18 protein-coding genes and 2 pseudogenes are annotated in these 26,615 nt (G+C 66.7%); 12 read left to right on the top strand and 8 right to left on the bottom strand.

Annotated elements, in window-relative coordinates:
* Positions 1-284: 284 nt before the first annotated feature.
* Positions 285-425, top strand: coding sequence for a hypothetical protein (locus tag ADL12_RS54495; RefSeq protein WP_159053415.1), 141 nt, complete (start codon positions 285-287; stop codon positions 423-425).
* Positions 426-473: 48 nt separating this feature from the next.
* Entirely contained in the window at positions 474-1,613 is a 1,140-nt protein-coding gene (locus tag ADL12_RS38775) for a hypothetical protein (RefSeq protein WP_062711932.1), read from the top strand.
* 124 nt (positions 1,614-1,737) lie between these two features.
* On the opposite strand, the gene ADL12_RS38780 is transcribed toward ADL12_RS38775, so the two are convergent.
* The gene (locus ADL12_RS38780) at positions 1,738-5,253 is read right to left on the bottom strand and encodes an NB-ARC domain-containing protein (protein ID WP_159053416.1); all 3,516 of its coding nucleotides are present in this window, start codon (positions 5,251-5,253) and stop codon (positions 1,738-1,740) included.
* An 813-nt stretch (positions 5,254-6,066) separates the two neighbouring features.
* Between ADL12_RS38780 and ADL12_RS38785 the strand changes: the two genes are divergently transcribed.
* Positions 6,067-6,522 (top strand): hypothetical protein, encoded by a 456-nt coding sequence (locus ADL12_RS38785; protein WP_062711938.1) that lies wholly within the window; start codon positions 6,067-6,069, stop codon positions 6,520-6,522.
* 144 nt (positions 6,523-6,666) lie between these two features.
* Here the strand turns inward: ADL12_RS38785 and ADL12_RS57250 are convergent, their stop codons facing one another.
* Positions 6,667-6,951, bottom strand: a complete 285-nt coding sequence (locus tag ADL12_RS57250; RefSeq protein WP_244188205.1) for an Hsp20/alpha crystallin family protein — start codon at positions 6,949-6,951, stop codon at positions 6,667-6,669.
* Positions 6,952-7,788: 837 nt separating this feature from the next.
* Here ADL12_RS57250 and ADL12_RS58685 point away from each other — a divergent pair.
* The 4 genes and pseudogenes from ADL12_RS58685 to ADL12_RS38805 all read left to right on the top strand — a co-directional run.
* Positions 7,789-8,039, top strand: a pseudogene (locus ADL12_RS58685) (integrase core domain-containing protein); the annotation flags it as partial.
* 1,043 nt (positions 8,040-9,082) lie between these two features.
* Positions 9,083-9,688, top strand: coding sequence for a class I SAM-dependent methyltransferase (locus tag ADL12_RS38795; protein ID WP_062711941.1), 606 nt, complete (start codon positions 9,083-9,085; stop codon positions 9,686-9,688).
* Complete coding sequence (locus ADL12_RS58690) at positions 9,663-9,923, top strand: recombinase family protein (RefSeq protein ID WP_062711944.1); 261 nt, start codon at positions 9,663-9,665, stop codon at positions 9,921-9,923. The genes ADL12_RS38795 and ADL12_RS58690 overlap by 26 nt, the downstream gene beginning before the upstream one ends.
* Before the next feature lie 212 nt (positions 9,924-10,135).
* Positions 10,136-11,233 (top strand): integrase core domain-containing protein, encoded by a 1,098-nt coding sequence (locus ADL12_RS38805; RefSeq protein ID WP_062711947.1) that lies wholly within the window; start codon positions 10,136-10,138, stop codon positions 11,231-11,233.
* A 131-nt stretch (positions 11,234-11,364) separates the two neighbouring features.
* Here the strand turns inward: ADL12_RS38805 and ADL12_RS38810 are convergent, their stop codons facing one another.
* Positions 11,365-15,969 (bottom strand): tetratricopeptide repeat protein, encoded by a 4,605-nt coding sequence (locus ADL12_RS38810; protein ID WP_159053417.1) that lies wholly within the window; start codon positions 15,967-15,969, stop codon positions 11,365-11,367.
* Between the two features lie 449 nt (positions 15,970-16,418).
* Here ADL12_RS38810 and ADL12_RS54500 point away from each other — a divergent pair, with 449 nt between their 5' ends.
* Positions 16,419-16,799, top strand: coding sequence for a hypothetical protein (locus ADL12_RS54500; RefSeq protein WP_159053418.1), 381 nt, complete (start codon positions 16,419-16,421; stop codon positions 16,797-16,799).
* A gap of 66 nt (positions 16,800-16,865) precedes the next feature.
* On the opposite strand, the gene ADL12_RS38820 is transcribed toward ADL12_RS54500, so the two are convergent.
* From ADL12_RS38820 to ADL12_RS38835, 4 genes are all read right to left on the bottom strand, one after another.
* On the bottom strand, positions 16,866-17,063 hold the full coding sequence (locus ADL12_RS38820; RefSeq protein ID WP_062711955.1) for a hypothetical protein: 198 nt from the start codon (positions 17,061-17,063) through the stop codon (positions 16,866-16,868).
* Between the two features lie 53 nt (positions 17,064-17,116).
* Entirely contained in the window at positions 17,117-17,995 is an 879-nt protein-coding gene (locus ADL12_RS38825; protein ID WP_159053419.1) for a hypothetical protein, read from the bottom strand.
* Between the two features lie 760 nt (positions 17,996-18,755).
* Positions 18,756-18,971: a hypothetical protein gene (locus ADL12_RS38830; RefSeq protein ID WP_062711960.1), complete on the bottom strand. Its 216-nt coding sequence runs from the start codon at positions 18,969-18,971 to the stop codon at positions 18,756-18,758.
* Entirely contained in the window at positions 18,968-19,390 is a 423-nt protein-coding gene (locus tag ADL12_RS38835) for a hypothetical protein (RefSeq protein ID WP_062711963.1), read from the bottom strand. The genes ADL12_RS38830 and ADL12_RS38835 overlap by 4 nt, the downstream gene beginning before the upstream one ends.
* 287 nt (positions 19,391-19,677) lie before the next feature.
* On the opposite strand from ADL12_RS38835, the gene ADL12_RS38840 reads away from it, so the two are divergent.
* Both ADL12_RS38840 and ADL12_RS57265 read left to right on the top strand, forming a co-directional pair.
* A complete protein-coding gene (locus tag ADL12_RS38840; protein WP_062711967.1) occupies positions 19,678-21,186 on the top strand; it encodes an esterase/lipase family protein in 1,509 nt (502 codons plus the stop codon).
* Between the two features lie 50 nt (positions 21,187-21,236).
* Positions 21,237-21,404: a low molecular weight phosphatase family protein gene (locus tag ADL12_RS57265; RefSeq protein ID WP_244188207.1), complete on the top strand. Its 168-nt coding sequence runs from the start codon at positions 21,237-21,239 to the stop codon at positions 21,402-21,404.
* Positions 21,405-21,716: 312 nt separating this feature from the next.
* Here the strand turns inward: ADL12_RS57265 and ADL12_RS38850 are convergent, their stop codons facing one another.
* Entirely contained in the window at positions 21,717-24,089 is a 2,373-nt protein-coding gene (locus ADL12_RS38850) for an NACHT domain-containing protein (protein WP_159053420.1), read from the bottom strand.
* 829 nt (positions 24,090-24,918) lie between these two features.
* On the opposite strand from ADL12_RS38850, the gene ADL12_RS38855 reads away from it, so the two are divergent.
* The gene (locus ADL12_RS38855; RefSeq protein WP_159053421.1) at positions 24,919-25,965 is read left to right on the top strand and encodes a DUF3800 domain-containing protein; all 1,047 of its coding nucleotides are present in this window, start codon (positions 24,919-24,921) and stop codon (positions 25,963-25,965) included.
* Positions 25,966-26,063: 98 nt separating this feature from the next.
* A pseudogene (locus ADL12_RS38860) lies at positions 26,064-26,615 on the top strand (ADP-ribosylglycohydrolase family protein); the annotation flags it as partial.

A 26,615-nucleotide genomic window follows, 5' to 3' on the forward strand; every position in this document is an offset into this window, starting at 1 on the left:
GCCCCACGAGCACGAGACCAACTACTACGCTCAACACCAGCCCCAACCGGCGGCTGGAGTCAACGCATAGAGCCTCCACCGATCCCGGAGCGGTTCATGTCGACTCCTTCGGTTTCTTCGGGTACGTGAGCCGAAGATGTGCGGCTGGCGGGTGGGCCATGTACTCGGCCTTCGGGCTAATGTCGATGTGTGGGCAGTGCTCTAACGACCGGTTGCACACAGCGCACAACAGTCCTTCTCCGAACTACCGCTTTGGCCGCGCTTGTTGAGTCAGGACGGCGGTCATGAAGAAGTACGGCGTCGGCACTTCCGGAACCGCGACCAAGACCATCGCCCGCTACGACTGGCGGGATCCGGCCGGGGCGTGGCGAGCTGCACACGAGGACTGCCGAAATCAGGGGCTGCGCGCGTACTGGGCCGCATAGCCTCGTGGTTCGCCCATGGTGCGGCGACCCTGATATGAGGAGGCAAGCATGGCCGCCGACGGCCCGACGACGTGGGATGAGCTACTGGCCGGACCCTTCAAGATCCACTCGGTCAAGACCCACAACAACCTCCTCCTCGCTGCGGTGCGGGACAGGTTCAACCTCACCGACGTGGCGTTCCACCGGATGATGCGCGCCGACCACCTCCATCTCAGCCGCGCCCTCTATGAGCTGGACATCGCCTACAGCAGCCTTGCCAACGCGCTCAAGCCGGATCACCGCCGCAGGGAGATCGCTCTCCTCTTCGACTCCGCAGTGGCCTCCCTGCGCTCCAACGGCTGGTACGCCAGAGACGTGGCGGAGGCGTGGATATCGGGTCTCCCCAGGCCGAGGAAGGGCGTCCCAGTCAACTCGATCCTGCGCGGCGACCTCCTCCACGCCCCCGCCGACAAGGTGCAGGCGGCCATGGAGAAGAGCGTCGTCTACCACCGGCCGTACAGAGTCACCCACTCACAGCTGGTGTACTGCGTGTACGTCACGAACCTGTCCAAGGAGCAGGCCGACACGCTTACCGCGACTGCTGCTGAGCACCCCGCCTACTTCGGGTACGCCGACTGCACCGGCCGCAGCATCCTGAAGACGCACCTCGGTCTGTCCCTCATGAACTCCGGCCTTCGCGTGGGCGACATGATCCTGGAAGGCGCGGACGTCGACAACGAGCCAAACGGCGCGGGGCTGCCGTTCGAAGCACTCGGCTTCACGCCCACGGCGGTGATCAACATGCTGTTCCTGCCGTTCCTCGGTTACCGCATCAACAGTCACCTCACCGGCCAGAACCGCGAGGACAACCGCTCGGCGCTCAACACGCTCAGCCCTGACGCCGCGCACCTGGAGTCACCCGACATCTGGATGACTCCGGGCCGGTACGGGTACCTCCAGGACGGCAAGCACCGGGACTCCATGGAACAGGCCGGCCTGCTCCACCTGGATCAGCCCGCATTGGAGGCTGCGGTCAGCAAGCTGGTGGCGCAGGGGTACCTGTACAACCTGCGCCTCGATGAGTACGGGAACCTGCTCTACACGGCGCTGGTCGACGTCGAGGTGGAGGACGGCCGGTACCAAACCTTCACGATCGGACTGCGGTTCAACCCGGAGGACAAGCGCGTCGAGTTGATGACGTTCTTCTGACCTCATCCAGGAGGGCCGGGCTGGCGCAGCGCGTGACGTTGTCTCGGGTGAGAAATGAGCGTCAGGCGTGTTGACCGAACTAACGATGGAGTTTGCGCAGGTCAGGGCGCCTTTCCGTTACCTGCTACCGGTGGAAGTCGTAGAGATACAGGCCCCGTTGCCCACCTACCGCCAGTCTGGTTCCGTCCGGGGCCCACGCACATGAGGTCATCGCACCTTCGTTGCGCACGATAGCCACCGTACGGCCGTTGGGTACGTCCCATACCCGTGCCGTGCCATCGACCGACGTCGATGCGAGGAGGTGGCCGCCCGGCGCGAAGCAGAGCCCTGTGACCGGAGCTGTGTGCCCGGACAGCTCGGCCGTGCCGGTGGTGTCCCATAGCCGGATCGTGCCGTCGTCACCGCCCGTTGCCAGCGTGCCGGTGCTGTTGTCGCCGTACCCAAGCGCGTGCACTGCCGTCGAGTCGGCCGACAGCCGCGCCGTACACGAACGCGTAGCCAGGTCCCATAGCCATACCTCACCGAAGTCCCCGGCTGCAGCCAATTGGCTTCCGTCGGGCGAGAAGGCGACGGTTCGTACGGGGCCTTGGTGGCCGGGCAGTTCAACGGGAGTTTGTCTGGTGCGGGTGTTGCGGGGGTCCCATAGGCGCACGATGGTGTCACAGCCGACGGCGAGCAGGGTGCCGTCCGGGGAGAAGGCAAGAGTGGAGTGTGCCTCCAGGCGTCGTGTATCCACACCGTCGAAGTCCAGGGTGTCCCCGTAGTCCTCATAGTCGTTGCTGTGGCGCGCGTTGAGGAGTGTGATGTATCCGCGATTGTTCATGGTGGCGATCCACCGGCCGTCGGGCGAGTACGCGACCGCCCGCGTGGGGCCGCCTCTGGGGAACCTTCCCCGCCCAGTGTCGGAGCGCGCAGTGGTCATACCTCGGGGTCCAGCTGTCGCGATGCTTGTCCCATCAGGTGAGAACGCCACCGACAGCACTGCTGGGTCCTCTCTGCGATCTGGGCGTTGGTCGATACGGATCCCTCGCGTAGGTTCCCACAGCCGGACGGTGGCGTCTGCGGCACCGGAGATCAGGTACCGGCCGTCTGGCGTGTACGCCAGAGCCTGTACCTCGCCGGTGTGCCCGAACAGCGTGTACACGGCGGAGTCCGGCGGTTCGTACATGATCGTGTTCTTCAGGCGTGGCTCGAACACCTCCACGATCACTTCTTTGCCGTCCTCGCCAGCGACTGCCAGGTATTTTCCGTCGGGCGAGACGGCCAGTGCACGTACCGGGCCCGGGGAGGCAGTCCCCGGATATCGCGCTGCGTGTGCTGTGGCGCTACGAGCTAGTGATCTGTGACGGCGTCCCGGCACCAGGTCTTCGATGCGCACACTCCCGCCGGCTGTGCCGTAGGCGAGCCACGTGCCGTCGGGAGCGAAGGCCAGCGACGTAGCCCCCAGGGTGCAGTGATCCACACGGGCTCCTCGCCGCACGACCTGGCAGGGAACTTCGCTGCCGCATACAACCAGTGTTCCGTCCGGCGCCATGGCCACTGCCTCCACCGGCTTCTCGTGTTCACGTAGCACGGCTACCGGTGAGGTCTTTCCCACCTCCCACATCTTGACGGTGCCGTCCTGGCTTCCGGTGACCAGCCCGGTCCCGTCTGCGGAGAGCGCGAGCGCGGTCACGGGCTGCGCGTGTGCCTGCCACTTCGACTGAGGGCGCCCGTCCGCGGCGTCCCACAGGCACGCCCTGCCGTCATCGGCGACGGTGGCGAACCAGTCGCCGTGAGGTGAGACGGCCAGCGCCCGCACCGGTCCGTCATGGCAGTCGTACGTCGCGGTGCGGCTACCGCGGAGCGGATCCCAACGGTGGACCTTGCCGTCGGTGCCGCCGACGGCAAGCCATCTGCCATCCGGTGCTACGGCCACAGCGGTCACCGGGGCAACGGCGCCCGTCAAGGTACGCAGCAGAGCGGGGTCGGGCAGGTCGGGCGGTGGCCCGCAGTGGGACAGGTATGGACGCAGGTCCTGGTCCTGTTCCCGTCGGAGGCGGACCTGGGGTTGCCAGGCTGGCAATGCTTCCAGGCGGGCATGAAGCACGTGTACCAGAAGGCGCGCATCGTCGTCGATCGGGGACAGCAGATGGGCAATTCCGGACAGATACCGGGCACGTTCCTCCGCCATCGCTGTACCGGCCCGGGCAAGGTCACTGACCGGTGCGGTAGGGCCGCGCTGGCGCAGGCGCGCTTCCACCCAGCGCAGGTCGCTCGCCAGGGACTCGGCATCGGTGGGTCGGCCTGCTGCCGCGAGGTGCGCGACCATGTGGTCCAGGAGGTAGCCGTCGCTGAGCCGCCAGGGATGGGGCGCTTGCTCCGCCGCCACGTCCACGATCTTCTCGTGCAGGCGCACCACATGGGCCTCGCCGAGTTTCTCGGCCAGATAGTCGCGCAATACGTCGTGAAGGAAGATCCGGCCGCCGGCATCCGGCTCCAGGGAGATCAGCGACAGGCCGCTGAGTTCCGCGCACAGGGCCCGGCACTGCTGCTCGGTCAAGCCGGAGGTCGCGCGCCACAGGCCGGCGACCAATGTCACGGGTACAGATTCGTCTTCTGCGAACACCGAAAGTTCGGCCAGGCGTTGCGCGCCGCCGGGGGGTAGCAGGGTGGTGGCGGCTTCCACGGTGGCCTGGACAGCGAGTGCCCGGCGGGCTGGGCTGTTGAGGTCCAGCGGTTCGCCTGAGGGCGGCGCGTCCACCGCGGCGGGCCCGCTGACACGCAGCATCCGCAGAACCTCTCGGGCCACGGCGGCCGGCTCGGCTCCCGTGGCGATCTGGCCAGCCATCAACCGGTTGGTCAGGCGCAGGAGCAACGCCCACCGGCCGGTGGCCTCCAGCAGATCAGCCACGGTCTGGGGCGGCAGTGGGGGTAGCCGCCACGTCAGCACCGCACGCGCCTGTGGGGAGGTCATCTCATCGACCCGCACGCGGTCGGTGGCAGGCGGAAGGAGCGCGGGCTTACGGGTGGTGACCAAGCGCACGCAGCGACGCCCGCCCTGGAGGAAGGGGGCAAGCTGCTCGGTCTCCCATACGTCGTCCAGCACGAGGAGGGTGCGCGGGCGCTGGTTCAGGAGTCGTCCCAGGTGCGCGCCTGCCAACTCCGGATCGTCGAAGGCAGTGGTATCACCCGTGATGAACCGAGTGACTTCGGCGACTTTGGCGGCTACCGCGGCCCGGCCGCGCACGTCACGGCCGATGGTGACGATGAACACCCGCCCCCGGAAGTGCCGCCGGACGCGAGGCGAAGCACACGCCACAGAGGCCAGAACCGTCTTCCCGAACCCGCCGGCGCCCTCCAGGGCCGTGGTGATGGCCACCGTCCGGGCACCGCGGCGCGTGCGTTGGCATACGGCGCGGATCGCCGATACCGCCTCCGCCCGGTCGACCACCCACTCAGGAACCTCGGGTGCTGGAGGCAGCGGCGGATCCCCGATGCCCGCTGCCGGTCTCTCCTGGCGCCAGGCCGCGACTGCGGTGGCGAGAGTCCCGGCAATGCCGAGTGCCGCCACCGACTCCCAGGGATGACGCCGGAGTAGATCGAGGACTCCCGGCCAGCGGGCTCCTCCGGTCGCGGCGTTGACAGCCAGCGACGCCATCACGGCCATTACCGAAGCCCCCACGGCCAGCGCAACCCCTCGCATGGCACCCAGCACTGATCCCCCTTGTTGTCAACACGGGCAGGCCACCATAGACACAGCCCACCCCAAGACGTGCAGCTCGTTTGGGTACCCGATCCCGTTCTCGTCCTGGCCGCGGTGCGGCGGGAACCGCCACAAGGCGTTGGTGAAGCTACAGCCATGGTCGGTAACTGAAGCTGGCGATCTGGAAGGGTAACTGGCAGTTCAGAGAAGGCATGTGAGGCAAGTGCCTGTTCAGGGACGTGTCTCACAGATATCCGAGGGGTCGTCAGGCATGTCGGTCACGACTGGCAGGCGCCGCTACTTCCGTTCGTCCGAGCCGAAGTCGGGCGTGAGGCCGGACCTTGGTTCGACCGAACCGAGGTTGCAAGTCGGCCGCCACAATCGCGGCGGCCGGGTACGCGCCGTAGCTCCCACTCGGCGCCTCCCGCTGCTGCTTGCCCGCGCGTACCCCCACGGTGCGGCACGTCGCCCGAGCGGGAGCGTGGGAAACGGTTCGACCGAACCATTTCGCGGACACGCTGACCAGCTCCGAACGCGAGTGCAGGTGGTTCGGTCGAACCACCTGCTGACAGGCCCATCCATCCGGCACCACGTCTTCGACCTCGCAGAACCGCCGTACATTCACCTGATCGTGTGGGAGGCAGAGTGAGGCGGAAACCGCTGATGTGACGCCTGCGTCATCGCCCTACGAGAGGCGCATGGTGCGGCAGACAACGCGGGGGCGTCCGAGGGCGCAAGGCCACTCACACGCCTGGAGGGAGGTAGTCCGTGCTCGACTTCTCGTGGGCCGTGGTGGTGTGGCTGGTGCAGATGGCTGGCACATGGGCACTCGTCGCAGGCAGTGTTTGCCTGCTGTTCCTTCGCCTGTCCTTCTCCATGTTCGCTGTCGCGCGCTCCGTCTTCACCTTCGCCCCGGTCGTGGCGTTAGCTTATCGCTACGGCTTCGCTACGGACGGGGTGGAGGGCTGGCTGAATACCTTCGTCACCAAGTACGTCGCGATGGCAGCCGTCGCGGCCGTGGCCCTCGTGATCCTCTGCCTCGTCTATGTCGCCGTCGGCCCGTCGGGGGCGCGAAAGGCCCGCTGCGTACGGCTTTTCATGGGGGCATCCAGCTCCGCTACGGCCCCGACGGCCGCTGGCACCCCTACGCCCGCGAAACCCTCGCGGGCCGCACCGACTGGTGGCCCTGCGCCCCCGCCCACCCCGACCCGCTCGCCGCCCTGACCAGCGCCCGCACCGCCACCGGGCGCTGACACCGGACGTGGATGGTGGCGTGTGCTTCCCCGGCTCCGTCCGCGCAGACCAGGTGAAGGCCGCCCCCACCACGAGTGACCTCCTTCTTCCTCTCTGCCGCCTTTCCACGGCCCGTCAACCCGTGATCTGCTTGCCCTCGCCGTCTGTCGGGCCGATCTCGATACGGTGCGGCTTGGCCTCCTCCGTCACCGGGATACGGAGCGTGAGCACGCCCGCGTCGTAGTGGGCACTGATCTTCTCCAGGTCGAGCGAGTCACCCAGGAAGAGCTGACGGCTGAAGACGCCGTGCGGCCGCTCGGCGACGAGCAGGTCGGTGTCCTTGGCGTCCGGGCCGGGGCGCTCCGCCCGTACGGTCGGGACGTTGCACTCCAGGTTGAGGTCGACGGTGTCCGGGGCCACGCCGGGCAGTCGAGATGGACGAGGAAGGCGTCTGCGACCGCTTTCCCCGCCCTGGTCGGTACGCCCCTGCCGAGCTGGCTGATGTAAGCGCCCCACGCCCGTTGCTCGGGCACCCGGACCCCGGCCGCGGCCGGGGTCCGGGTGCCGGGAACCGTCTTGACTGGGTCTCCGCGTGACACCACGACGATCGAGCAACCAACCCCGGTCGGCAACCAGGTCAAAGCTGCCTACAGAAGAGCTGCACCCGACTTGAGCCTGCGGCCAGCGGCCGAGCCACTTCAGAGATACAGCATGGACTCCACGGTGATCCGCGACCCCGGAGACCATGGTCGGCGACCGTTCCCATCTGTCTGGTGCCCCCGCCGGGGATTCGAACCTGCGCAGAGGCACCACTCCCCCGGCGGCCCCACACTCAGAGCGAGACAGTCGTCGTCACCACCAATGATCCGCCCCCGACCGGCGCCGATCCGGCTTCCCATGTTTTGCTGCTCCCGCCCAGGACTCGAACCTGCGGCCAAGCGCCATCGGCCTACCGCTTCAGCTGAACGACCGTCTGGATCACCAGCTGTCCGCCCCCGACCGGCGGCTTCCCTCGTTCCCATGTTCTGGGTCCCCCGCCGGGGGCTCGAACCTGCGCAGCACCGGTCACCCGGCACCCTGCCCCACGAGGCACAACGCCCCCGCCAGCCGATCCCCCATTGCACATCCATTGCACAAACTCGCGGGAACTGCCGGGAACACCCCAGGTCAGCCGGGCACACCCACCACGACGCCAAACGGTCCTGACCCCGGGAAAACACCAGGTCAGGACCGTAAAAGCAGACGAGTCGGGCTGTACGCCGGGTACAGACCTGCCGGCACGAGCTGCTGGACCGCACCCTGATCTGGAACCAGCACCATCTGCTCCACGCCCTGCGCGAGTTCGAGCAGCACTACAACTCCCACCGGCCCCACCAGGGCATCGCAGGCGCCCGACCACTGCACGCCTTGCCCCCACCGATCACCGATTCGGAGCAGCTCACCACCTCGACATACGCCGACGTGACCACCTCGGCGGCACCCTCCACGAGTACCGACATGCGGCCTGAACTGCACGGACGGAGTTCTCGGCAAGGGCAGGGCTGTTCTGCCGGACAGCGCCGATCCGGCCTGGTGGACGGCCAGGCTGACGGTGGTCCGCGAGTTCGCCCGCTTCCTGGCGACGTTCGATGAGCTCACCGAGATCCCGCCGCCTGCTGCCCCGTCGCGCCGGGCACTGCCTGACGGGATCGCGCGGCCGTGTGGCGGGCGCACGATCATCCGCCGTGGACGCCGGGCGAAGGTTGCGCCATGGCGAACTCGCCAATTGACTGATGCCGCCGCCGGCGTGGGTGCGCGGGCATGTTGCGCATGCGCGCGTTGGGGGAGGCACACGGGGAGAGCAAACCTGCACCGGCCGACCGTGGTCCTGACCACCACTCGGGTACAGGTCCCCTACTCCAGATGATCATTACACATATTCACACAAAGTGAGCGGAACACCACGTCGGAGGCACTCAGGAAGAAAAGCACATCGGGGACTGCTCGCGACGGAATCGTGGAAGCATGGCAACACTCTCGGCACCTGCGGGTGCCGATAACCCATCCGTGCAGGTAGGAAGCCTGTGAGCTGCCAACTTGAGCGTTCACCGGATGACGAAATTGAACGCGTTCAACTATCAGTGACGAATCGTTGAGCGCGTTCAGTCTCTGCCTCCGCCACGCACCTGTACAGGCCGCTCCCAGGCTGCTGATCTGCGCGGATGAATTATCGGCACCCGCAGTCCCTCGCCGCCCAGCTCAACCAGCTGCAGGTTCAGCAAGCCAGCTCGAAGGTGTACGCGCATCCAGGCAGCAGCCTCGACAACTACTTCGATGGCACACGCCTGACCTTCGGTGTCGGTCGGGGCCGTCCTCGCCGGGGTGCACCGTCTCGCCGAACGGAGGCTCGGTCCAGGACCCAGGTAACCCGGTTCATCCTTGTCGAGGATGCCCGCCCAGGCGTTCACGTCTCCGTATGTCGTCGTCCAGGTGTGCCAGCAGGCGGCGAGGACAGCGCCGTGAGCTCAGTCGCATCTTCGATGCGGCACATGGTCGACCTATAGTTGCCCTCATGAGCCGTTGGGAGGAGTTGACCGGGGGGACGTCCGGACAGGACTACGCTGAACGGTTCGCGGCCCTGGCCGGTAGCGGGAAGGATGTGCACGGTGAGGCGCGGTTCTGCGCAGCACTCGTGCCTGCCGGAGCGCGGGTGCTGGACGCCGGGTGCGGTACCGGACGGGTCATGATCCGGCTTGCGGAGCTCGGCTACGACTGCGTCGGAGTGGATCTTGATGCGTCGATGCTGGCAGTGGCGCAGAAACAGGCGCCGGAACTGCCCTGGTTCCAGGTCGACTTGACCGGGTTCGACCCGGACTTGCTCGGCATTTCACCGTACTTCGATCTCGTGATCGCCGCAGGCAACGTTTTCCCGTTGCTCGCCGCTGGCACCGAGGCCACGGCGGTCGAGCGCCTGGCCGCGGCCCTGCGTCCGGGAGGTCTGATCGTCGCCGGCTTCGGCCTGGACGAAGCCCACCTGCCCGTGCCACCCAGCATCACCCTGTCAGAATACGACGACTACTGCGCCGCAGCCGGCCTCACCTTCGTCGACCGCTTCGCCACCTGGGACGCCGACTCTTACGATGGCGGCGGCTATGCCGTCAGCGTCCACCGCCGGTGAGGTTCTGCGGGACATCTTGGTGGCCTTCGCGGTGCGGGGGTTCTTCGGCAAGCTCGGCCGACACGTCCACACGGTCGTCACTGGGCTCCTGATGTTGCCGCCGTACATCATCGCCAGCGCCCTCGGCAGTTTCCATGTGTTCGCAGCGCTCGCCGAGTTCATCCGGGAACTTATCGCCCAGGGCACGCATGAGGGACTCGCCGAGGCCCGGGCCCGGGGGTGTGGTTCGGTTTGAGGGACCTGGTGACCAGGCGTTTCGCCTTGCGGTAGTCCGGTAAGTCCTTGGGTGGTGCGGGGGTGGACCCTGTGCTTGCCGGAAACCTCATCCATGCAAGTGAGGGTCTGTCTGGGGGGGGCGGGGGCAGGGTTGCCCCTGCCGAGAACCTCATCCACCCTGGTGGGAGGCAGTGTGGTGGCGTGCCGGGAACTGCGGGAACATGACCGACCGTGCTGCTGCGACTGGCCTATCTGGGTGTGACGAACGTGTTCGCCCTGCTGCGCCTACTGCCGATGAGCAACCATGGCAAGGACGCCGAGATCCTCGCTCTACGCCATCAGATCGGGGTACTGGAGCGCCAACTCGACGGCCGGAGAGTGCGGTTCGCCCCGGGCGATCGCGCGTTCCTGGCAGCATTGCTGCGCCGTCTCCCGCGTGGCGTGCTGCGTCAGGTGCGGCTGCTGGTGCGCCCGGACACGGTACTGCGCTGGCACCGCGACCTGGTCGGGCGTCGGCACGCGGCCTGTTCCCGGCCCAGGGGCCCGGGCCGGCCCCGCACCGTCCGCTCCGTCCGCGTCCTGGTGCTGCGCCTGCCCCGGGAGAATCCCGGTTGGGGCTACCGGAGAGTGCACGGCGAACTGCTCATGCTGGGGATCGAGGTGGCCGCTTCCACGGTATGGCAGATCCTGCAGGAGGCCGGGATCCATCCCACGCCCGAACGGAGTTCCAGCACATGGGCCGGCTTCCTGCGTTCCCAGGCCGAAGCCCTGCTGGCCTGCGACTTCTTCGAGACGGTCACTCTGACCGGGGCGCGACTGTACGTGTTCGCGGTGATCGAGCACGCCAGCCGCCGGATCCGGGTCCTGGGCGCTACCGCGCACCCGTCCGCGGCCTTGGTGGTCCAGGCCGCGAGGAATCTCGTCATGGACCTGGAAGACGCCGGCTGCCGGGCTCGCTTCATGATTCGGGACCGGGACGGGAAGTTCCCCGAGTTGTTCGACAGTGTCCTGGAGAAAGCGGGCATCGAGGTCGTGCTCAGCGGGATCCGCATGCCGCGCATGAACTCGATCATGGAACGGTGGGTGCAGACCTGCCGACGTGAACTGCTGGACCGCACACTGATCTGGAACCAGCGCCACCTCCTCCACGCCCTGCGAGAGTTCGAGCGGTTCTACAACGCTCACAGGCCGCATCAGGGCATCGCGAACACCCGGCCACTGCACCCCTTGCCCGGGCCGATCACTGATCCAGAGCAGATCACCCGCCTCGACATACGACGACGCGACCGCCTCGGCGGAATCCTCCACGCATACGAACACGCCGCATGACCTGCACGGATGAGTTTTCCGGCAAGGGCACGGCCAACGTTGCGGGTAACGCCGCAGATGCTTCATACGGTGTGCATCTGGCCACTGGTGGCTTCTGAGCGTCGGCGAGGGGGCTGCGCGGCGTGGCTCAGTCACTTCTGGTGTCTGCCGCAGCAGTTCTTGAACTTGCGTCCCATTCGCATCATGCAGGGGCACGGGCTGTTCCTGCTCGGCCGGACGACAGTGAGCGGCACGGTGGCGCCGACGGTGTGGCCCAGGGCGATGGCGCGAGACAGATACGACGGGTCATCTGAGGACATGCCTTGAAGGTTCCTGCCGATGACTACGGTCAATGATCCCTCAAGTGCTTTTTGGTACCAGTGCGGCAGGAAGTTGAGCGGCCCTGGAGGCAGGAGCAGCCCGTGCGGCCCGACGATGGACAGTCTGTGGTCTTCCAGACGTGCTTTGACGCACCCGTTGTCGATGGTGGGAAAATGGCGCAAGGCCAGGGTCTGCCCGTCCTCGACGGAGAGCGCGCTCAGAAGGTTGGTGAAGCCGGCTTCCTGGTAACGCCGAAGGATGAGATCTGTGCTTCCGCTGTCCTGGCTGGCGGGGCCGTAGCCTCCGTAGCAGTCGGCGATGATGCCTGGGCTGTCCCCACCGAAGAGGATGCACTCAACCTCGTAGCTCTCGGAGGCCTGTTGCGGTGCTGGGCCGTCCGACTGGATCACGGATGATGGCATGCAGTGCGGGTGTGCCAGGGTCAGGACAACCTGGCCCGCCCGCGCATGACGCAGGGCGAGGAGTTCGGCCTCTCCGGTCTCATCGATCAGCAGGTTGCATGCCGTGCACGTCTGCCGTGAGTTCTCGAGCCGGATCAGGATCTCCCCGATGTCCGCTCCGGCAAGTTCGTCACGGACGGTCTGCGACATGTTGATCTTTCTCGTCCTGGTCTCGGTACGGGTGCTGCTGGCAGGGTGGGAGGTTCCGGACGCAGCTTCCTGATCCAGGCGGTGCTTGAGAGCCTCGATGGCTGCCATGACGCGGTCATCGAGGCGCTTGCCGTAGCCAGTCAGATCGCTGAACGGGGGCACGTCGCCGTCTGGCGATGTCTCATAGTGCAAGGCCAGGAGGTGAAGGAGTGCCTTCGCCGCGTCTGGCCAGTTGTCGAGGTCGTGATGGAGGCAGAACGCTTCGCGTGCATGTGCGCGGGAGAGGTCGGCACTCCCGAGTGCGTGGTACGCCTGGGCCAAATTGAAGTGGCAGGTGGCGAGACTTGGTCTGTCGCCGAGTTGATCGCTGAGCGACAAGGAAGCGTGAAACTCCGCGACGGCCCGCTCGAGGTCGCCGGCTTCTGCGTAATGGGCACCCAGCGTGACGCGCAGAACAACTTCGACCGATTTCATGCCCAACTGCTGGGCCGGGGAGATGAGCTGGGTCAGCGAAGCAACAGCCTCGGTTTGTCCGTTGCTGAGCCGGCACATCTCGGCGTGAGTGCGAGCGACGATCAGGAGATAGTGATCGCTCCGCTCAGCGGCTACGTCGGCTGCCTTGTCGTACTGGTCGACTGCTGCTGGCCAATCGCCGTGCCGTGCATGCGTGTTGCCCAGAGCAAGACGGCAATCAAGGATGCCCGCGGCATGGCCGGCCCGCTCGTACAGATCGAGTGCCTCGGTGATGGAGGACATAGCCTCCTGGTGCAGATCTCGGCGCGAATAGACCGTGGCCAGGGCGCGCAGTGCTTTGGCTTTGGTGGTTGGTCCGGTGGTCGCGTTTGTCGCCGAGACGATGGATCGGAGGATCGCGGCGCCCTCTTGCCATCTTCCTGCGACAATAAGGGCTTCCCCGAGAGCCGCTCTGATCTGATCGAGTGAATGCTTGTCGTCCGTGGCCTCGAGACAACCCGCAGCTTCAGTGAATAGGTCTACGGCTTCGTTGATCTGCCCCAGTTGCCAGAGGTACTTAGCCTTCTTCTGCAGTGCCTCAGCGAGGACACCTGGGTGGTCAATCGATTGGGCCATGTCGATCGCCTCTGCGAAGTACTTCTCTGCTGCAGCGAGCTGCCCAAGCGCCCCGTGGTAGGTGGCGAGGTAGGCCAGGGAGCGTGCTGCGTGGTCGTAGTCGCCGATCTCGTACGCCAAGTTGGCGCACTCCGCGAGAAGAGCGGCAGCCTGGTCCATGTCTGCCTGGCCCGCAGCCTGATCGCCGAGCTGGAAGAGAACTCTCACCTGGCCCTGGACATCCCCTGTGTCCCGGTAAATGGCGAGAGCGGCCTGCAGCGGCTGCGGCGGGGCCGATTCAGGGCGCTGCTCGACTGGCGTCATGGCCAGTTCCATCAGCGCCCTGGCTTCCCACTCCCGGCTTCCCACGTCACGCGCACGTTCGATGTCCTGGCAGGCCTCACGGGCCGCCTCAGCCGACCGGCCTGTGCGGCGCAGCAGCGCGGAGATCGCTCCGCGGCTGGCCAGGTCCGCAGGGCTCCCCGGCAAGGACATGTTCCTGCTGTTCAGGAGGTATTCCTCAGCCCGGCGGAACTGGCCGATCGCTGCGTGAGCCAGGCCGAGATTGCTCAGGACATGAGCCAACACGGCACGGTCGTCGGTGATTCGCCAGAAGGGCAGACCACGACGCAGCAGTGGGATGGCCTCTCGGCTCCGCCCGAGGGTGATCAGCAGCGTGCTCAGGCTGAGCTCCGCCTGGAACATCTGGTGGAGGTTGCCCGTCTCGTGCGCCGCCCGGGCGCTGCTGTGCAAGAGTTCGGCAGCGCGCTGGCTGTCACCGAGGTGAGCGGCAACCGCGGCGAGGTTGTGCTGAGCCGACGATGTCCATTCGGGCTCTCCGCAACGGGTGCCTGCCTCGAGCACACACAGAGACACCCGCTCGAGATCAGTCCAGTGGCTGCCGTGTGCCAGAAAACCCGTGAGCTCTGAAGCCAAATGGATCAAGGGTTCCCACACTTCGTGCTGCCGGGCCAGTGCCGTCATCGCCACGGCGCCCGGACGGTCAGCGTCAAGAGTGCGTAGGGCGACCGCATTGCTCTGCGCGGGCACAGTCGCTTCCTCGTCCATGAAGCCGATCGCTTCCGCCGAGGACCTTGTCCGGACGGCGAGCATGACGCACGTCTGACGGATGACGGCTTCACGGCGCGTTCCGGAGACGGCAGCTGACGTGTGTCGGGCGAACCGGTGCAGGATGTCGTGAAGCACATACCGGTCTTCATCAATCTGCTCGATGAAGCACAGTTCGAAGAGTGAGTCGAGCAGGTCCGCGACGTCGTCGACGTGGTTCTCGTCGAATTCCTCCAGCGAGCTGACTGTCGAGGCAGCAACGACATCCGTTGTGACCGACATGTGCGGCAGAATCCCCAGGGTGGTGAAGAGGTCTGCCTGGGCCAGGCTCAGGGCCGCGAAGCTGGTCTCCAGCACGGGCAGGATCGCGTCCTGACCGGCTTTGAGGATCCGCACCCCACGGTCAGGACTGGCCACGGCTTCAAGGAAACGACTCACATTCGCCCTGGGACGGCTCGCCAAATGAGCGGCTGCAATCTGCAGAGCAAGCGGATGCCCGGCGCACGCTTCGGCCAGCGCCGACACCTGCGCGTCGGTAAGCCGATCGAGGCCTGCGATGGCGCGTACCAGCTCTTCACCGTGCTCGGCAGACAGCGGCTGGAGCTCGACAGGGCTGACGAGACCGGTGAGGCCGCTCAGCTTGGCCCGACTCGTACATACCAACGCGAAGGGCCCGTCCATCCGCAGAACGTCAAGGAGAGCTTCCTCCGAGGTGACGTCGTCGATGAAGAGAAGCACTCTGCTGTGAGCCAGCGACGTGCGGAGCAGCGCCAACTGCTGTGCACGCTCTTCAGGAAGGGGGGCCTTGCGGGAAACGAGAGCCCGCAACAGCGCCGGCACCAGATCGGCCGGCTGTCCGTCGTCGACCGAGAGGGAGAGGTTGAGGTGAAATTGCCCGTCCGGGTACGCCTTGGCAGCCAGTGTCGACAACCGTAGAGCAACAGCGCTCTTGCCGATCCCCGGAGCCCCCGTCACCACCACCGCTCGCCGGGCACCCTGCTCCAAACCTTCCAGCACCCTGAGGGCCTGGGCGACTTCAGTCTCACGTCCGAACAGGGAGCGCACTTCCCGAGGCAAGCCGGGGGTTGCGCTGGAGTCGGCACCGAGAGAGGTGTCTGCCAATTGCTTGACGAACTCATCCAGCCGCGCCAGTACGTCGCCAGGCAAGACCGCGTCGGCGTTGGCGTGGCGGATTTCCTTGCTGTCGTCCAGCAGCCGGCAGATCTTGTCGTAGTGCCAGACCTCCACCCCCTCGAGCGGCAGACCGAGAGCGCGTGCGCGCTCCCAGAGCGCAGCCTGGACGCGATCGATGCCCCCCATCCCAGGGACTGACGACAGCACGACGTTGGTGGTGACGAGCAGGTAGTTGGGCACACGTCCGTTGCGGACACGGTTCGACTCCGGATTCGCCCATTCCTCCAACTCGGCAATCATGTGGCCAACCAGCCACTTTGCGTTGCTGGCAGCGTCCTCCGGGCGCTTGCGGAACTTCGCCTGGAGCACGCCGTAGCCGGTCCAGGGAGCATCGCGCGTAGGGAAGTTGCTCAAGGCTTCGAAGGAGGCTTCGCGGCCGCCATCGGGGCCATCGCCGAAGATCTGCACGGACGGCCCGAGCAGGCGCAGTGCCAACGCTTGGGACAACTCCTCGAACCGCTGTGGCCCGAGGCGGGTGAGGGCATAGTCGTTCACAGTGGGCATGGTGGTACACAGCACTGACAATGAGACACAGCGTCTCGCCAGAACCGGGGCATATGGAACGCGCTGCAGCCATGCACCGCGGCGGGGGGATCAGAGCGGCACAGTCGTACTGCCTCACTCTCGGCGGCCCGTCAAGTCGCCCTCGATGCTCGGAGGCTCCTAGTGAACTAGTTGCGGCGGTCGACGCGTCGCGCCAGGTCATCGAGGGCGGGCCAGCGGCGGGCCATCGCACGCGCCGGACCATTCGACCGAGGCAGGCCCGGTATCCTCACCGGTGTCCTCACCCACTTGGACCTGCCCCCACAGCTGTGGGACCGGGCAACCGGACACGCCCTGTCGGGCCGCGGCACCTACCACCTGACCTTCAACCACTTCCGCCCCGAGATCGACGCGCGCGGCCTCAACGTGCACAAGGACTCCGGCTGGGTCACAGTGCTGCGTTGGATTGGAAGATGTCGCTCGCGGCGATCATCACGCACGGCAAGCAGCTCGGAATCATCGAGGAGCACCGTGCCACGGGACTCTTCAAGCAGCTCTCCGCGCGCCGCGATCCCAACACAGGTGTCACCTGGCGAGTCCAGGAGCCCGGGTGGGCCGACCTGGAACCCGAACGGCCCCGACCCCTCGCCGTCATGGCCGAACGGAGCTTGGAGCAACGGCCTACACCCGACCTGTTCACCGCCCTCACCGGCGGCTGGGCCTCGGATCTGATGGAGGAGATCATCTCCGGTCAACGCGAGGCACCGGCAGTCGTCCAGCAGCACGCCAAAACTGCTCCGTCATCACTGCCCGGCAACGTCGTCGCACTGCGCCGGGCCTGAGTCCGGCCCGCGGTGGGCCCGCGCCCCGCGCCAGCCTTGGGCGACGGGGCGTCGGAACCTCACCCGTTATCGACGATTTCGCTTCCTTGGCCTCCACGGCAGCCAGTTCGCCGCCGCCTCGATGACGTCCACGACGTCCTTCCTGTCCGCACGGAACAGGGCTATCACCACGGTCACGAACAGGGTGAACACGAACAGAAGGAACGCGAAGCCCACCCACTCTGCCGCATCGTCTGGCAGTAGTCTCACAACCTGCATGTACATGCGCTGTCTTCTCCAGGCCGCGGACCGGGCGCGACCTCAGAGTCAAGCGAAGGTCACGCTGTGCGGTACATGGGCGGCAGGCTTCGAGACCCGGTCTTCCCGAGCATCCGCACGACGGCGTCACGCGGTGGCGCATTACGCGTGCTCGCGCTCGTCAGGGCTGTACGGAGGTACACCAGTCCCCTGGACCCGAGTTGAGCGAGTCGGTCCCGGTGCCCACGGATGGCCACGCTGCGCAGCCCCACCAGTGCGAGCAACAGGCCCTTGACGTTGCGCGCTTGGGCGCGCGTGAGCCCGATGACCCGGCCGAGGAGGTACACGGTGCGCTGCCAGGACGCGCCCTCGCTGCCCGATCGGGCCTCTTCGATGCGCAGAAATTCCATGTTGTTGCTCAGGCCGTCGAAATCGTTCATCGACAGCAAGACTGTCTCGCCTCGCAGTAGGCTCCACAGCCCCACCACAAAGCTCTTCGCCATGGCGGACTTCCCGGATCCGGCCGACGCCATGATCAGTCCGTTACCCCTGTCGGCAGCCTCTCGGGCGCCCAGCACCATCGTGACCCCGGCACCAAAGCGGCCGATCGAAGGGCGGCTTCGCCGTCGGGACAGGTCTTGGTAGAGGTCGAACAGCGAGGCCGCCCGCACCGCTTGCCGCGCCCGCACGGACACTTGTCGGGCTTCGTGCCGATAGACAAAGGCTGGGCACGGGTTCGTCGGCCGGAACGCTACCGAAGGCTCACACCGCTCCTCGCCTTGCAGTTCTTGCGCGGAGACCGCGTACGCTCGGCTCAGGACGTCAGCTACAACTCCGCTCTGAACGGATGAGCCCGGCCCACCGTCCCGCAAGGCGTCCGTCGGCGTCGTGCGGGCAGCAGGTATCTCGGAAGTCTCGTCTTCAAGCCACGGAGGCGGCAGCCGGAACGCTTCGTTCACGTTACTGCCCCCTTCCGCGCTCGGCTCGCACATCAAGCGTACCGGGAGGATCCGACAAGCGGATCTGCGTAAGTAGGGCACGCCTGGAGGCAGTTGGTGAACAAGCCGCACCGACGCTTCGAGATCCGGTCGACCAGCACCTCAAGGGCGCGCCAAGGCTCGCCCTTCGACACACGACCGGCCCCCACCAGACGGTCGATCGCGGCCGCACCATGGTGGCCCGTCTCCACCGGGACATCCCGCACGCCGAACCCTGTCTCCAGGGGGCCGTGCCACCGCGGGCGGGTTCACTGCTCGCCGGGTCGTGCCAGCCCTCAATCAGCTTATCCCGGTGACTCTCGAACACGGTGAGGATCACACCCAGTGCCGTCGCCGAGTTCCCGATCTTGTATGCGGCACGCGAGATCTCCAGCGCGTCGAGCACCGGCTCGTACTGCGCCAGCTCGGCCGCCCACCGCCGGTTCGCTGTAGGAGTCGACTGGGCCACGTCGAACACGGCCTCGTCGCGCTCCAGTTCGTCGGGCAGGAACACGAATTGCCCGCTGGCGAAGAATCAAGGTTCGCCTCACCTAGGGCGCACTCGAAGCAGCACTTCCGGTTGCCTGTCGATGAGCCTCCGGCGTCCTACTAACTCTTGGGCTCAGAAGGCGCCAAGGGCTCGCGGCTGCCGCCGGACGGACTCGCCCAAATTTTCCACCCGCCGAGGGTGGCTCCGTCAGGGGGTCGGACCACCTGGATCCTGGTTGCGGAGCCGGAGCCGTCAGGCGGCAGCGTGTGAGGCGTTGGCGAGGCGTCTCCACGGTCGGGTGTAGGCGGCGCCGCAGCCCATACAGCAGGCCAGGTAGAGCGCGGAGGCGGGTGTGTGGGCGGGGGCGGGCACGGCGGTGTAGCAGGTGCCCTCGATGACGCTGGTCAGGGGCGGCCGGGGAGGCAGACGGGTGCAGGTCTGCGGGGTGGCATCGAAGGCGCCGGTCATGAGGCCTTTGGTGCGGCCAGGGGGCGAAAGCGGCGGCTGTCGGGCCTGCGGCCGATGCCTCGGGCGACGCTGTCGATCTCGCTGCTGCCGTAGGCGGTGCGGATGCCGGAGGGTGTCAGGCCACTGGCCTGGGCGAGCGGTTCGAGCTTGTAGGGGCGGTCGCCGTGGAACTCGCGGCCGTAGGCGAGGAGATGGCGGATCTCGCGGTCGGCGGCCTCGCGGGCGGCGCGGGCGTTGCCGAGGGCGATCAGCAGGGGGTCTTCCTGAACCTCGTCACACTGGGCCCCGAGGGCGAACGCGTAGTTCTCGCGGGCCTGTTCGGCCTCCTCGCGGGCGTCGGGGTAGAGCTCCGCCGGCGTGACATCGCCAGGCTGCGGCAGGGGGATGCGGATGGCTGTGAGGTCACCGATCAGATCCATGGTTACGGCGATCGCATAAAATTATGCTGTACGCAATACGCAGGTGTGCCCTTCTGTAGTCACCACACGCACATGGACACTTGGTCCTCACCCTGGTGCCCGCCGTCGGCGATACCCTTCGAAGTACCCAACCCCACCCCCTGCTGCGCGGACCACGCCTGACCGCCCGCTCTTGGCCTTGAGAATCACCAACTGCCACCCGAGGCACGAAAGAATGCCTGCAAACACAGCTGATCGCTGCGTTGCAGGGCAGGGCAGATGCACTTGTACATGGGCCTGGAGGCAGGGTGGAGTCACAAACCGAGCGTGTCGGTGTCGTACTCATTCACGGCTTCATCTCCTCCTCGGCTGTGTGGAGCGACTTCGAGCGGCTCATTGACGGCGACGCGGATCTTGGCTTCGTGAGCGCCCTGCCCTTCGATTACGCCTCGCCCAAGCTGCGCCTCAACCCGCTGCGCCGGATTCCGGACGTCGACGACATCGCCGACAGCCTGCAGGGGTATCTGAGCGTCGAGGCAGCTGAGTACGAGCGGCTGGTTCTCGTGTCTCACAGCCAAGGCGGACTGGTCGTGCAGCGATACCTTGCGCGTATGCTCGGCCGCGGACGGGGACTTGACCTCGCCCGCATCAAGGGGATCGTCATGTTCGCTTGCCCGAACGATGGTTCCGAACTGCTCCTGTCGGTCCGCCGACCCTGGTCTTCGCGCAACCCTCAACTACGGGGCCTGCAGCCACTCAGCAGCGACGTGAAGGACGCGCAGAGCAGGGTGATCAGCCAGATCGTCCACGCCACCGAGCTCACCCCAAGCTCCTGCCCAATTCCGATCGCGGTCTATGCCGGCGAATCGGACGACATCGTCCGCCGCCCCTCTGCCCAGAGCACCTTCCCGGACGCGGGCGTCATCCCCGGCGATCACTTCACGATCGTCATGCCAGACTCACCCGCACATCGCTCCTACACAACGCTGAAGCATCGACTGTTGGGCTTTAACCACGCAGCAGATCTGACGCAGCCACAGCTCGCCGACGCGGCACACCAGATCGGAACGGCAGTCAAGGAAGCCTTCGAGCAGTTGAACGCCGCCCGCCCTCCTGAGTCAGGTGGTTCCCCGTCGGTCTCAGACGTTGCGCTGCAAGTGGAGCAGCTTCTCGACAGCCTGGGACTCGGCGAGCACGAGAAAGCGGAGCGCCGCGTGAACCGGCTGTTCCTGCCTCTGCGCCGAGACCAGCAGCGGGCCGTCGTCGAGGCAATGCTTGGGGTAGCCACAACCACGGACGACCACACAACTCAGCTGCTCACCTGCTCGTTGATCGAGGCTGCCAGCCGACTGGACCCCATGCTGATCGAGATTGAAGACGTGGAAAGGCTGGCCCTGTCAGCCGATTTCTCCCTGCGCAGCAGCGCGGCCGTGGTGATGTGGCAGTGGGCGCAGGCGATTCCCGGTCGCGTACCCATCCCCCTGCTCTGCAGGCTCAGCCAGCCGAGCACGGAGGACTGGTACGTGCATGCCGCGGCCAGAGCCGGTGCGAAACAACTCCTGCTTCACCGAGCCGCGACCCGTGCGGTCTTCGACAGAATGGCGGCAAGCCGCGATCACGACGACCGGGACTATGCGGCAGCGGACCTGTTGGATGTGGCCAAGGTGGAGCCGCGCGCGGTACCTGCCGATCTCGCGCGGAAGCTTTCACGTGACGAGGAGAAGTCCGTGGCTGCCCGAGCAGCGGAGCTGCTGCGTGTGCTGGAGGGCGTAAGGAAAGCCGACCGCGCGAACTACTACGGGAGATTCGGGATGTGATCCGCGATGCGGATGGGGGGGGTAGGGCCCCGTCCCTGTCCGACGACCAGATGGAGACGCGGTTGGTCACGCGGATGGAGCGGCAACGACTGTTGCGTGAGCGCCCGAACACGTTGAGTGAGCGCGGCATCGACATCTCCCGCGAGTTCGCCAAACCCTGGACCGACGAGGTCATCCGCGCCGCCGACGTCGTCAGCATGAGCTGCGGCGGCGCCTGACCACGTTCCTCGTGTCGCGGCGGACGGAATAAAACCAAAACCAGATATGCCGTAAATCGACTAAATGCATTAGTGAGGCCCACTTTGGCGCGCACAGGCGCTGATGTGGGCGTTGAAGAGCGTCGTCATCGGCCGGGGGCCGATCGCCCGGATCACCGCCGGGGCCCGGGTGTCCAAGTCTTAGGCGTGGATGAGCATGCGTGGCGCCACACCCCCCGTGGGGACAATCACCGCTACCGCCGCATACAGGGCAGGTATGTAAGCAACAACCGGCCGGTTCACTCGGCACCTGCCCGTCACGGCGAAGAGCTGCTACCGATCGCGGTCCGGGGCGCGTTGGCGGACCAACTCCAAGACACCAGGGTCGAGTTCGGTGGCGTACTTCAGGCAGGAGAAGGCCAGCCGGTGCAGTTGTTCACGATGGGGTTCCTCGTGGTCGCCTCGGCTCACGAGGGCCGACAGCAACTCGGCACGTTCGCGGGGCCGGGCATGGCCGATGGCCATTCTGATCACGTTCTCCCACTGTTCCTGGGTGGCCGAAGAACCGAGCAGTCCGAAGTCTGCTGCCTCAACTGCGGCTCGGGCGCCCAGGTAGTCCTGGAAGGCGCGGTGGATGAACTCCAGTCGGCCGAAAGCAGGCTCCCGCAGAAGTCCGCTCCGGATGAGCAAGTGCTGCAGGACCTGTCGGGGATCACCACGGCCGGAGAGGGCGGGCATGGCCACCAGAGCTGGCTGCAGGAGCCGCGCGGCAGTCTCGGCGCTGGTCTCGGATCGGTTGTTGCGAAGCAGCCAGTACGCCAGCGTTTGGAGCAACTGCACGCTCTCCCGCTGAGCGATCCGGATCCCCTCCACGGCGTCGATACGGCGCTCGACATCCCGCCGTACGAGCAGCATGGACAGGGCTGCCTCGTACAGGCTCATCACCTCGCGCGGCAGCACGCCGCGACGGTCCCGGTTCAGGGCGCAGATCATGGAGCAGAGCAGGGGCGTGGTGGCCAGAGCTGCCAGGTTCTGCTCTTGCCTCACCGCGTCGAGGACGGACCTCTCCAGACTGACCAGGGCTTGGCGCTCGTGCTCGTCCGCCTCCGCTCGGGCGGCGACATGCCACAAGGCGATGGAGCTCTCGACGTCCAGTGCGCTCATCGGCCGCAGCACAAGGTGGCGGAAGCCGACGCCATCCAGCCAGTGCAACGGAACGGCGGAGCTACGTGTGGTCACCACGTAGCAGCCGCGGGGATAGGCCGCCAGCGTGTCCTCCAGCCACCGCTGTGCCAGGGGGCGTTGCTCGGGCGCGATCTCGTCGACGCCGTCCACCAGCACGAGCGCACGTCCGTTCTCGAACACGCGACGAGCCCATCCCTCGGGCTGCGCACCGGCCAGAGGGCAGCCGACGGCGGCGAGCAGGCCCTCCGGGCGGGGAAAGGAGCTGCTCGACACTAGGGAGCGCAGCGGCAGGACGAACGGCACGTTGCCGTTCAGGTGCTCAAGCAGGCTTGGCAGGGATCCCCGCGCGGCGTTGATTGCTAACCACTGCAGAAGTGTGGTCTTGCCGGAGCCCGCGTCTCCCATCACCACCGTGCGCTGCCGCCCGGCGAGGGCCTGCTCCACGCGTTCCACCTGGTCCACCGGTCCTGGCGCGGCGTTGGTCACCTCCAGGCTCACGTAGCTCTGGTCCAGGGACCAACGGGCGTGGCGGCGGTCTCCGAAGTCCATACCGAAGATCGTCAGCTCGCCGTGGCGCTGGGTCAGGTACGCGCGGTAGCGGTCCTCGAACTCGGATTCTTCGCTGGTCAGAGGGTTGTTCGGGGTTGTACGGGACAACATTGTGCCGCGGATGACATTCCCGGGGTTTGGTGGCAGGTCGGCGCTCGCTTCCGCGATCTGTTCCTCGGCGGCCTGAAGGGCATCGCTGCCGGTGTCCAGCACGGTCTGGGCCTTGCGCAAGGCTGCGGCGTAGTCGTCCAGGAACATCTCGTCCGGGTCGGGCGCGGCCGGGATGCCGGCGGTGTCGAACCCGTCCGGCTCCTCGCTGGCCGCGGCCAGAGTGTCGTCGGGTCCATTGCCCCCGGCTCGCAACCGGTCGAGCTCGTCCTGAAGCCGGCGGGCCACGCGGCGGGCCTCGTCCGCCACGCGCAGCGCCTCGTCCCGCTCGTATTCCGCGCGGCGCAGGGCCTCCTGGGTGGAGGCGCGGTGCCCCTTGGCTTCCCGTAGCCGGTCTTCGACAGCTGTGAGCGCAGCGGCTCCCGGGCCGAGTTCAGCGAGGAGCCGGTTCCGGTCCTGGGTGAGGTCGCCAATCTTCGTGAACAGCTGTCCCAGCATGCTCAGCAACAGCGTCACGAGGTGCTCGGCCCGTACCCGGGCTTGATCGCTGTCCGCCTGTGCCTGTCGCAGGCGATCGATCTGCTGATACGCCGCGATGACCCGGTCCTTGGCCTCGATTAGCTCCCGGCCGGTTCCCCTCGCCTCCTGCCCCACGGGGGTCGGGTTTGCTTGGGCGGCTTCCCACAGGGGCCTGACCCGCTCTATCTTCTGCCGCTGGGCGGGTGCGTCATCCGGGGTGCAGACATCAGCCACGGCCTCGATGAAGGCCCAGGTGAGATCCTTGCCCCCGCAGAAGTCGTACAGCTTGCGCTGGGCAGGGACGGCACTGTCCGGAAAATGGTCGGGGGTCAGGCGACCGTGCAATACCGCCACGGTGATTCCGGCATCGTCCAACCAGGCGCGAAGTGTTGTGGCGATCTCGTTCAGTTCTTGACTGGCACCGCGCAGTGCGGCCCATGGCCGACCATTGCGGCGCGGCTCCAGCAACTCGCCCACTCTCGGCCCGCTCCCTGATTAGTCCCGGAACAACCCGGTGTTGTCCGCGCGACAACATCCAACCTGTTCCGGGTGCGGAGCCACAGCGAGATGGTCGAACTGCGCTCCAGTCCGGGAGCAGTTCCTACACCTTCGGGAGGCCCGTCATGTCCGATCGCGAGACTCGCCGTCTCACTCTGCTCCGCGCCGCTGCCGCTGGGTTTCTCTCCGGCGTCACCCGTGCGGTCAGTGCCTGGGTGATCGCCCACTTTGTCGATCACTAAGCTTTTTCTGTCAGCAGTGAGCCTATCGAAGCTGGCCGTGCTGACCGCGAGTTGGACCGTCCTGCCCAACGACGAAGCTCCTGGTAGCCGGGTTCTCGATCAAGATTACCCGTGTCCGGCAGGAGCTTCGCGTGTTCGCCTACCCGTCCTCGATTGATCTGTCCAGCCGCACCTTGCCGTTCCTGACCGGGCAACTGACAGCCAGGCGCAAGGAGATCGGGACGCGGTGATGGCGCCTCTCCGCACGTCGACTGCCGGCGGGCGATCCGCTACACGACCGGCCACAACACGGAGATCGCGCAATGGGCCAAGAAGCCTTCGGCACGGCCATGGTCAGATGATCGGTGAACGTGTGAAGCGGCCTCGCAGCCAGTGCGCGACAGAGTAAGGTAAACCCGTCGACACCGCTGGCACGCTGGGTGATGCTGCGGCCCATGGCGACAACACCCACGGTCCATGGAGACGAATCCAGCAGCACAGGAGAGAACCTTCTCGATGCCGCGCAGCCGGTGTTCTGTGCAGCGGCCATCCACCTGGATGACGACCTGGCATGCCAGACCGTCGACGAAGTCAAGGCTCAACTGCCCGCCACGCATGGCGAACCGAAGTACACCTCCCTGTCCCAAACGGGCAGAGGCCGAGACGCTCTGGTCGCCGCGTTCGACTCGCTGGTAAGCGAGAGCATCGTCGCTTTCATCGCGCACAAGCGGTTTATGGTGGTGACGAAAATGGTCGATGTCCTGGTCGAACCCCTGGCTTACGAAACGGGATTCAACCTGTACGACCGTGACGCCGCGCTCGCCTTGGCCAACCTCTACCACCTTTCCGGTCCCGTGCTGGGCGACCCGGGCGCATACGACCAGATGCTCCAGACATTCGTTGACGCAGTGCGGCGGCGCAGCCGCGCCAGTGCCGCCGACCTGTTCGCTGCGATCTCCGCCTACCGCGCTACCACACGGCCTCCGCTGACGGAGTGGGTCGAACTGTTGGAACTCACTCGCGGGCAAGCAGACGACATCATCCGCCGGATCGCCTCGGGAGAGACACGGGACGAATTGGACCCGGCGATTCCCTGCCTGGCCGTGGTCTGCGGCGAGATGGGGAAGATCGTGGGCGACTTTGCTCTCGTTCACGACGAGTCCAGTGCTGTCGCCCGCGGCTCGGTCTTCCTCCAGTACCTGCACTGGCTCCCCGACCCCGCACGGCCGGGACGCACCATGGAGCGCCTGCCCGTCACCGGCGTCACGTTCTCCGACAGCACCACGGCGCCGCAGCTCCAGATTGCGGACTGGGTAGCCGGCGCGGTCCGGCAGTGGGCCACCAGTCTGGTCATCAGCAAAGCTGATCCGTTCGCAGAGCGGCTGGAGCCCTTCGCAAAGCGGTGGTCGGCGGGAGGGATCTGGCCCGACTCCAACTTCTTCACCACCGGCAGGACACCGATCGGGCGACCCGACGCGCCGGACACCCGGCCCACACCGTAGAACCAGGCATGCGATCGGGATGCTGAGGAGCGGCAAGCTCCCACGCCCGTTCCCAGGCCTGCCTCGGCGGGTGATTCTTCCCGTAGCCCTAAGAACGGGGTTTTAGCGTGTACGGCGCGACGTGGGCGGCGGCGCTGATCGCGGCGGCGTTCACCGCGCCCACCGTGCGGCACGCGGTCGACCAGGCCCTCGCCGTCATCCCGGCGAGCAGTCGCCTCGCCCGCACCGTACGGCGGGTCGTCTCGCTCCACGACACCCGGATGACCTGGGAGGACACGCTCACGACGGTCGCCGAGGAGACCGCCGGGCTCGGCTGGATCCACACCATCCCGAATGCCGCCGTGCTCACCGCCGGGCTCCTGTACGGCGACGGCGACTTCACCCGCAGCATCACGCTCACCGTGCGCGGCGGCCTGGACACCGACTCCAACGGAGCGACGGCCGGTTCGGTGGCGGGAGTGCTGACGGGGGCGGCGGCGATCCCGGACCAGTGGACCGAGCCGCTGGAGGACACGGTGCGCAGTGCGGTGTTCGGTTTCGACGGGGCGCGCATCAGCAAGCTGGCGGAACGGACCGTGCGGCTGGCGGAAGCTGAGGCAGAGGTCCAGGCGACGGTGCGCCGGGGGGACGCCTCCCTGCGCGGGGCGTGA

The sequence above is a fragment of the Streptomyces regalis genome (genome assembly GCF_001509475.1).
In the GTDB taxonomy this organism is placed as follows: Bacteria; Actinomycetota; Actinomycetes; order Streptomycetales; family Streptomycetaceae; genus Streptomyces; species Streptomyces regalis.

What these genes read in the sequence shown, in the direction of transcription:
- ADL12_RS38830 (WP_062711960.1), bottom strand. Translation starts at nt 18,971, where the DNA reads ATGACCGGCGCCTTCGATGCCACCCCGCAGACCTGCACCCGTCTGCCT.
- ADL12_RS54495 (WP_159053415.1), top strand. Translation starts at nt 285, where the DNA reads ATGAAGAAGTACGGCGTCGGCACTTCCGGAACCGCGACCAAGACCATC.
- ADL12_RS57265 (WP_244188207.1), top strand. Translation starts at nt 21,237, where the DNA reads ATGGAGACGCGGTTGGTCACGCGGATGGAGCGGCAACGACTGTTGCGT.
- ADL12_RS58690 (WP_062711944.1), top strand. Translation starts at nt 9,663, where the DNA reads ATGCCGTCAGCGTCCACCGCCGGTGAGGTTCTGCGGGACATCTTGGTG.
- ADL12_RS38820 (WP_062711955.1), bottom strand. Translation starts at nt 17,063, where the DNA reads ATGTACATGCAGGTTGTGAGACTACTGCCAGACGATGCGGCAGAGTGG.
- ADL12_RS38855 (WP_159053421.1), top strand. Translation starts at nt 24,919, where the DNA reads ATGGCGACAACACCCACGGTCCATGGAGACGAATCCAGCAGCACAGGA.
- ADL12_RS38835 (WP_062711963.1), bottom strand. Translation starts at nt 19,390, where the DNA reads ATGGATCTGATCGGTGACCTCACAGCCATCCGCATCCCCCTGCCGCAG.
- ADL12_RS38795 (WP_062711941.1), top strand. Translation starts at nt 9,083, where the DNA reads ATGAGCCGTTGGGAGGAGTTGACCGGGGGGACGTCCGGACAGGACTAC.
- ADL12_RS38775 (WP_062711932.1), top strand. Translation starts at nt 474, where the DNA reads ATGGCCGCCGACGGCCCGACGACGTGGGATGAGCTACTGGCCGGACCC.
- ADL12_RS38780 (WP_159053416.1), bottom strand. Translation starts at nt 5,253, where the DNA reads ATGGCGTCGCTGGCTGTCAACGCCGCGACCGGAGGAGCCCGCTGGCCG.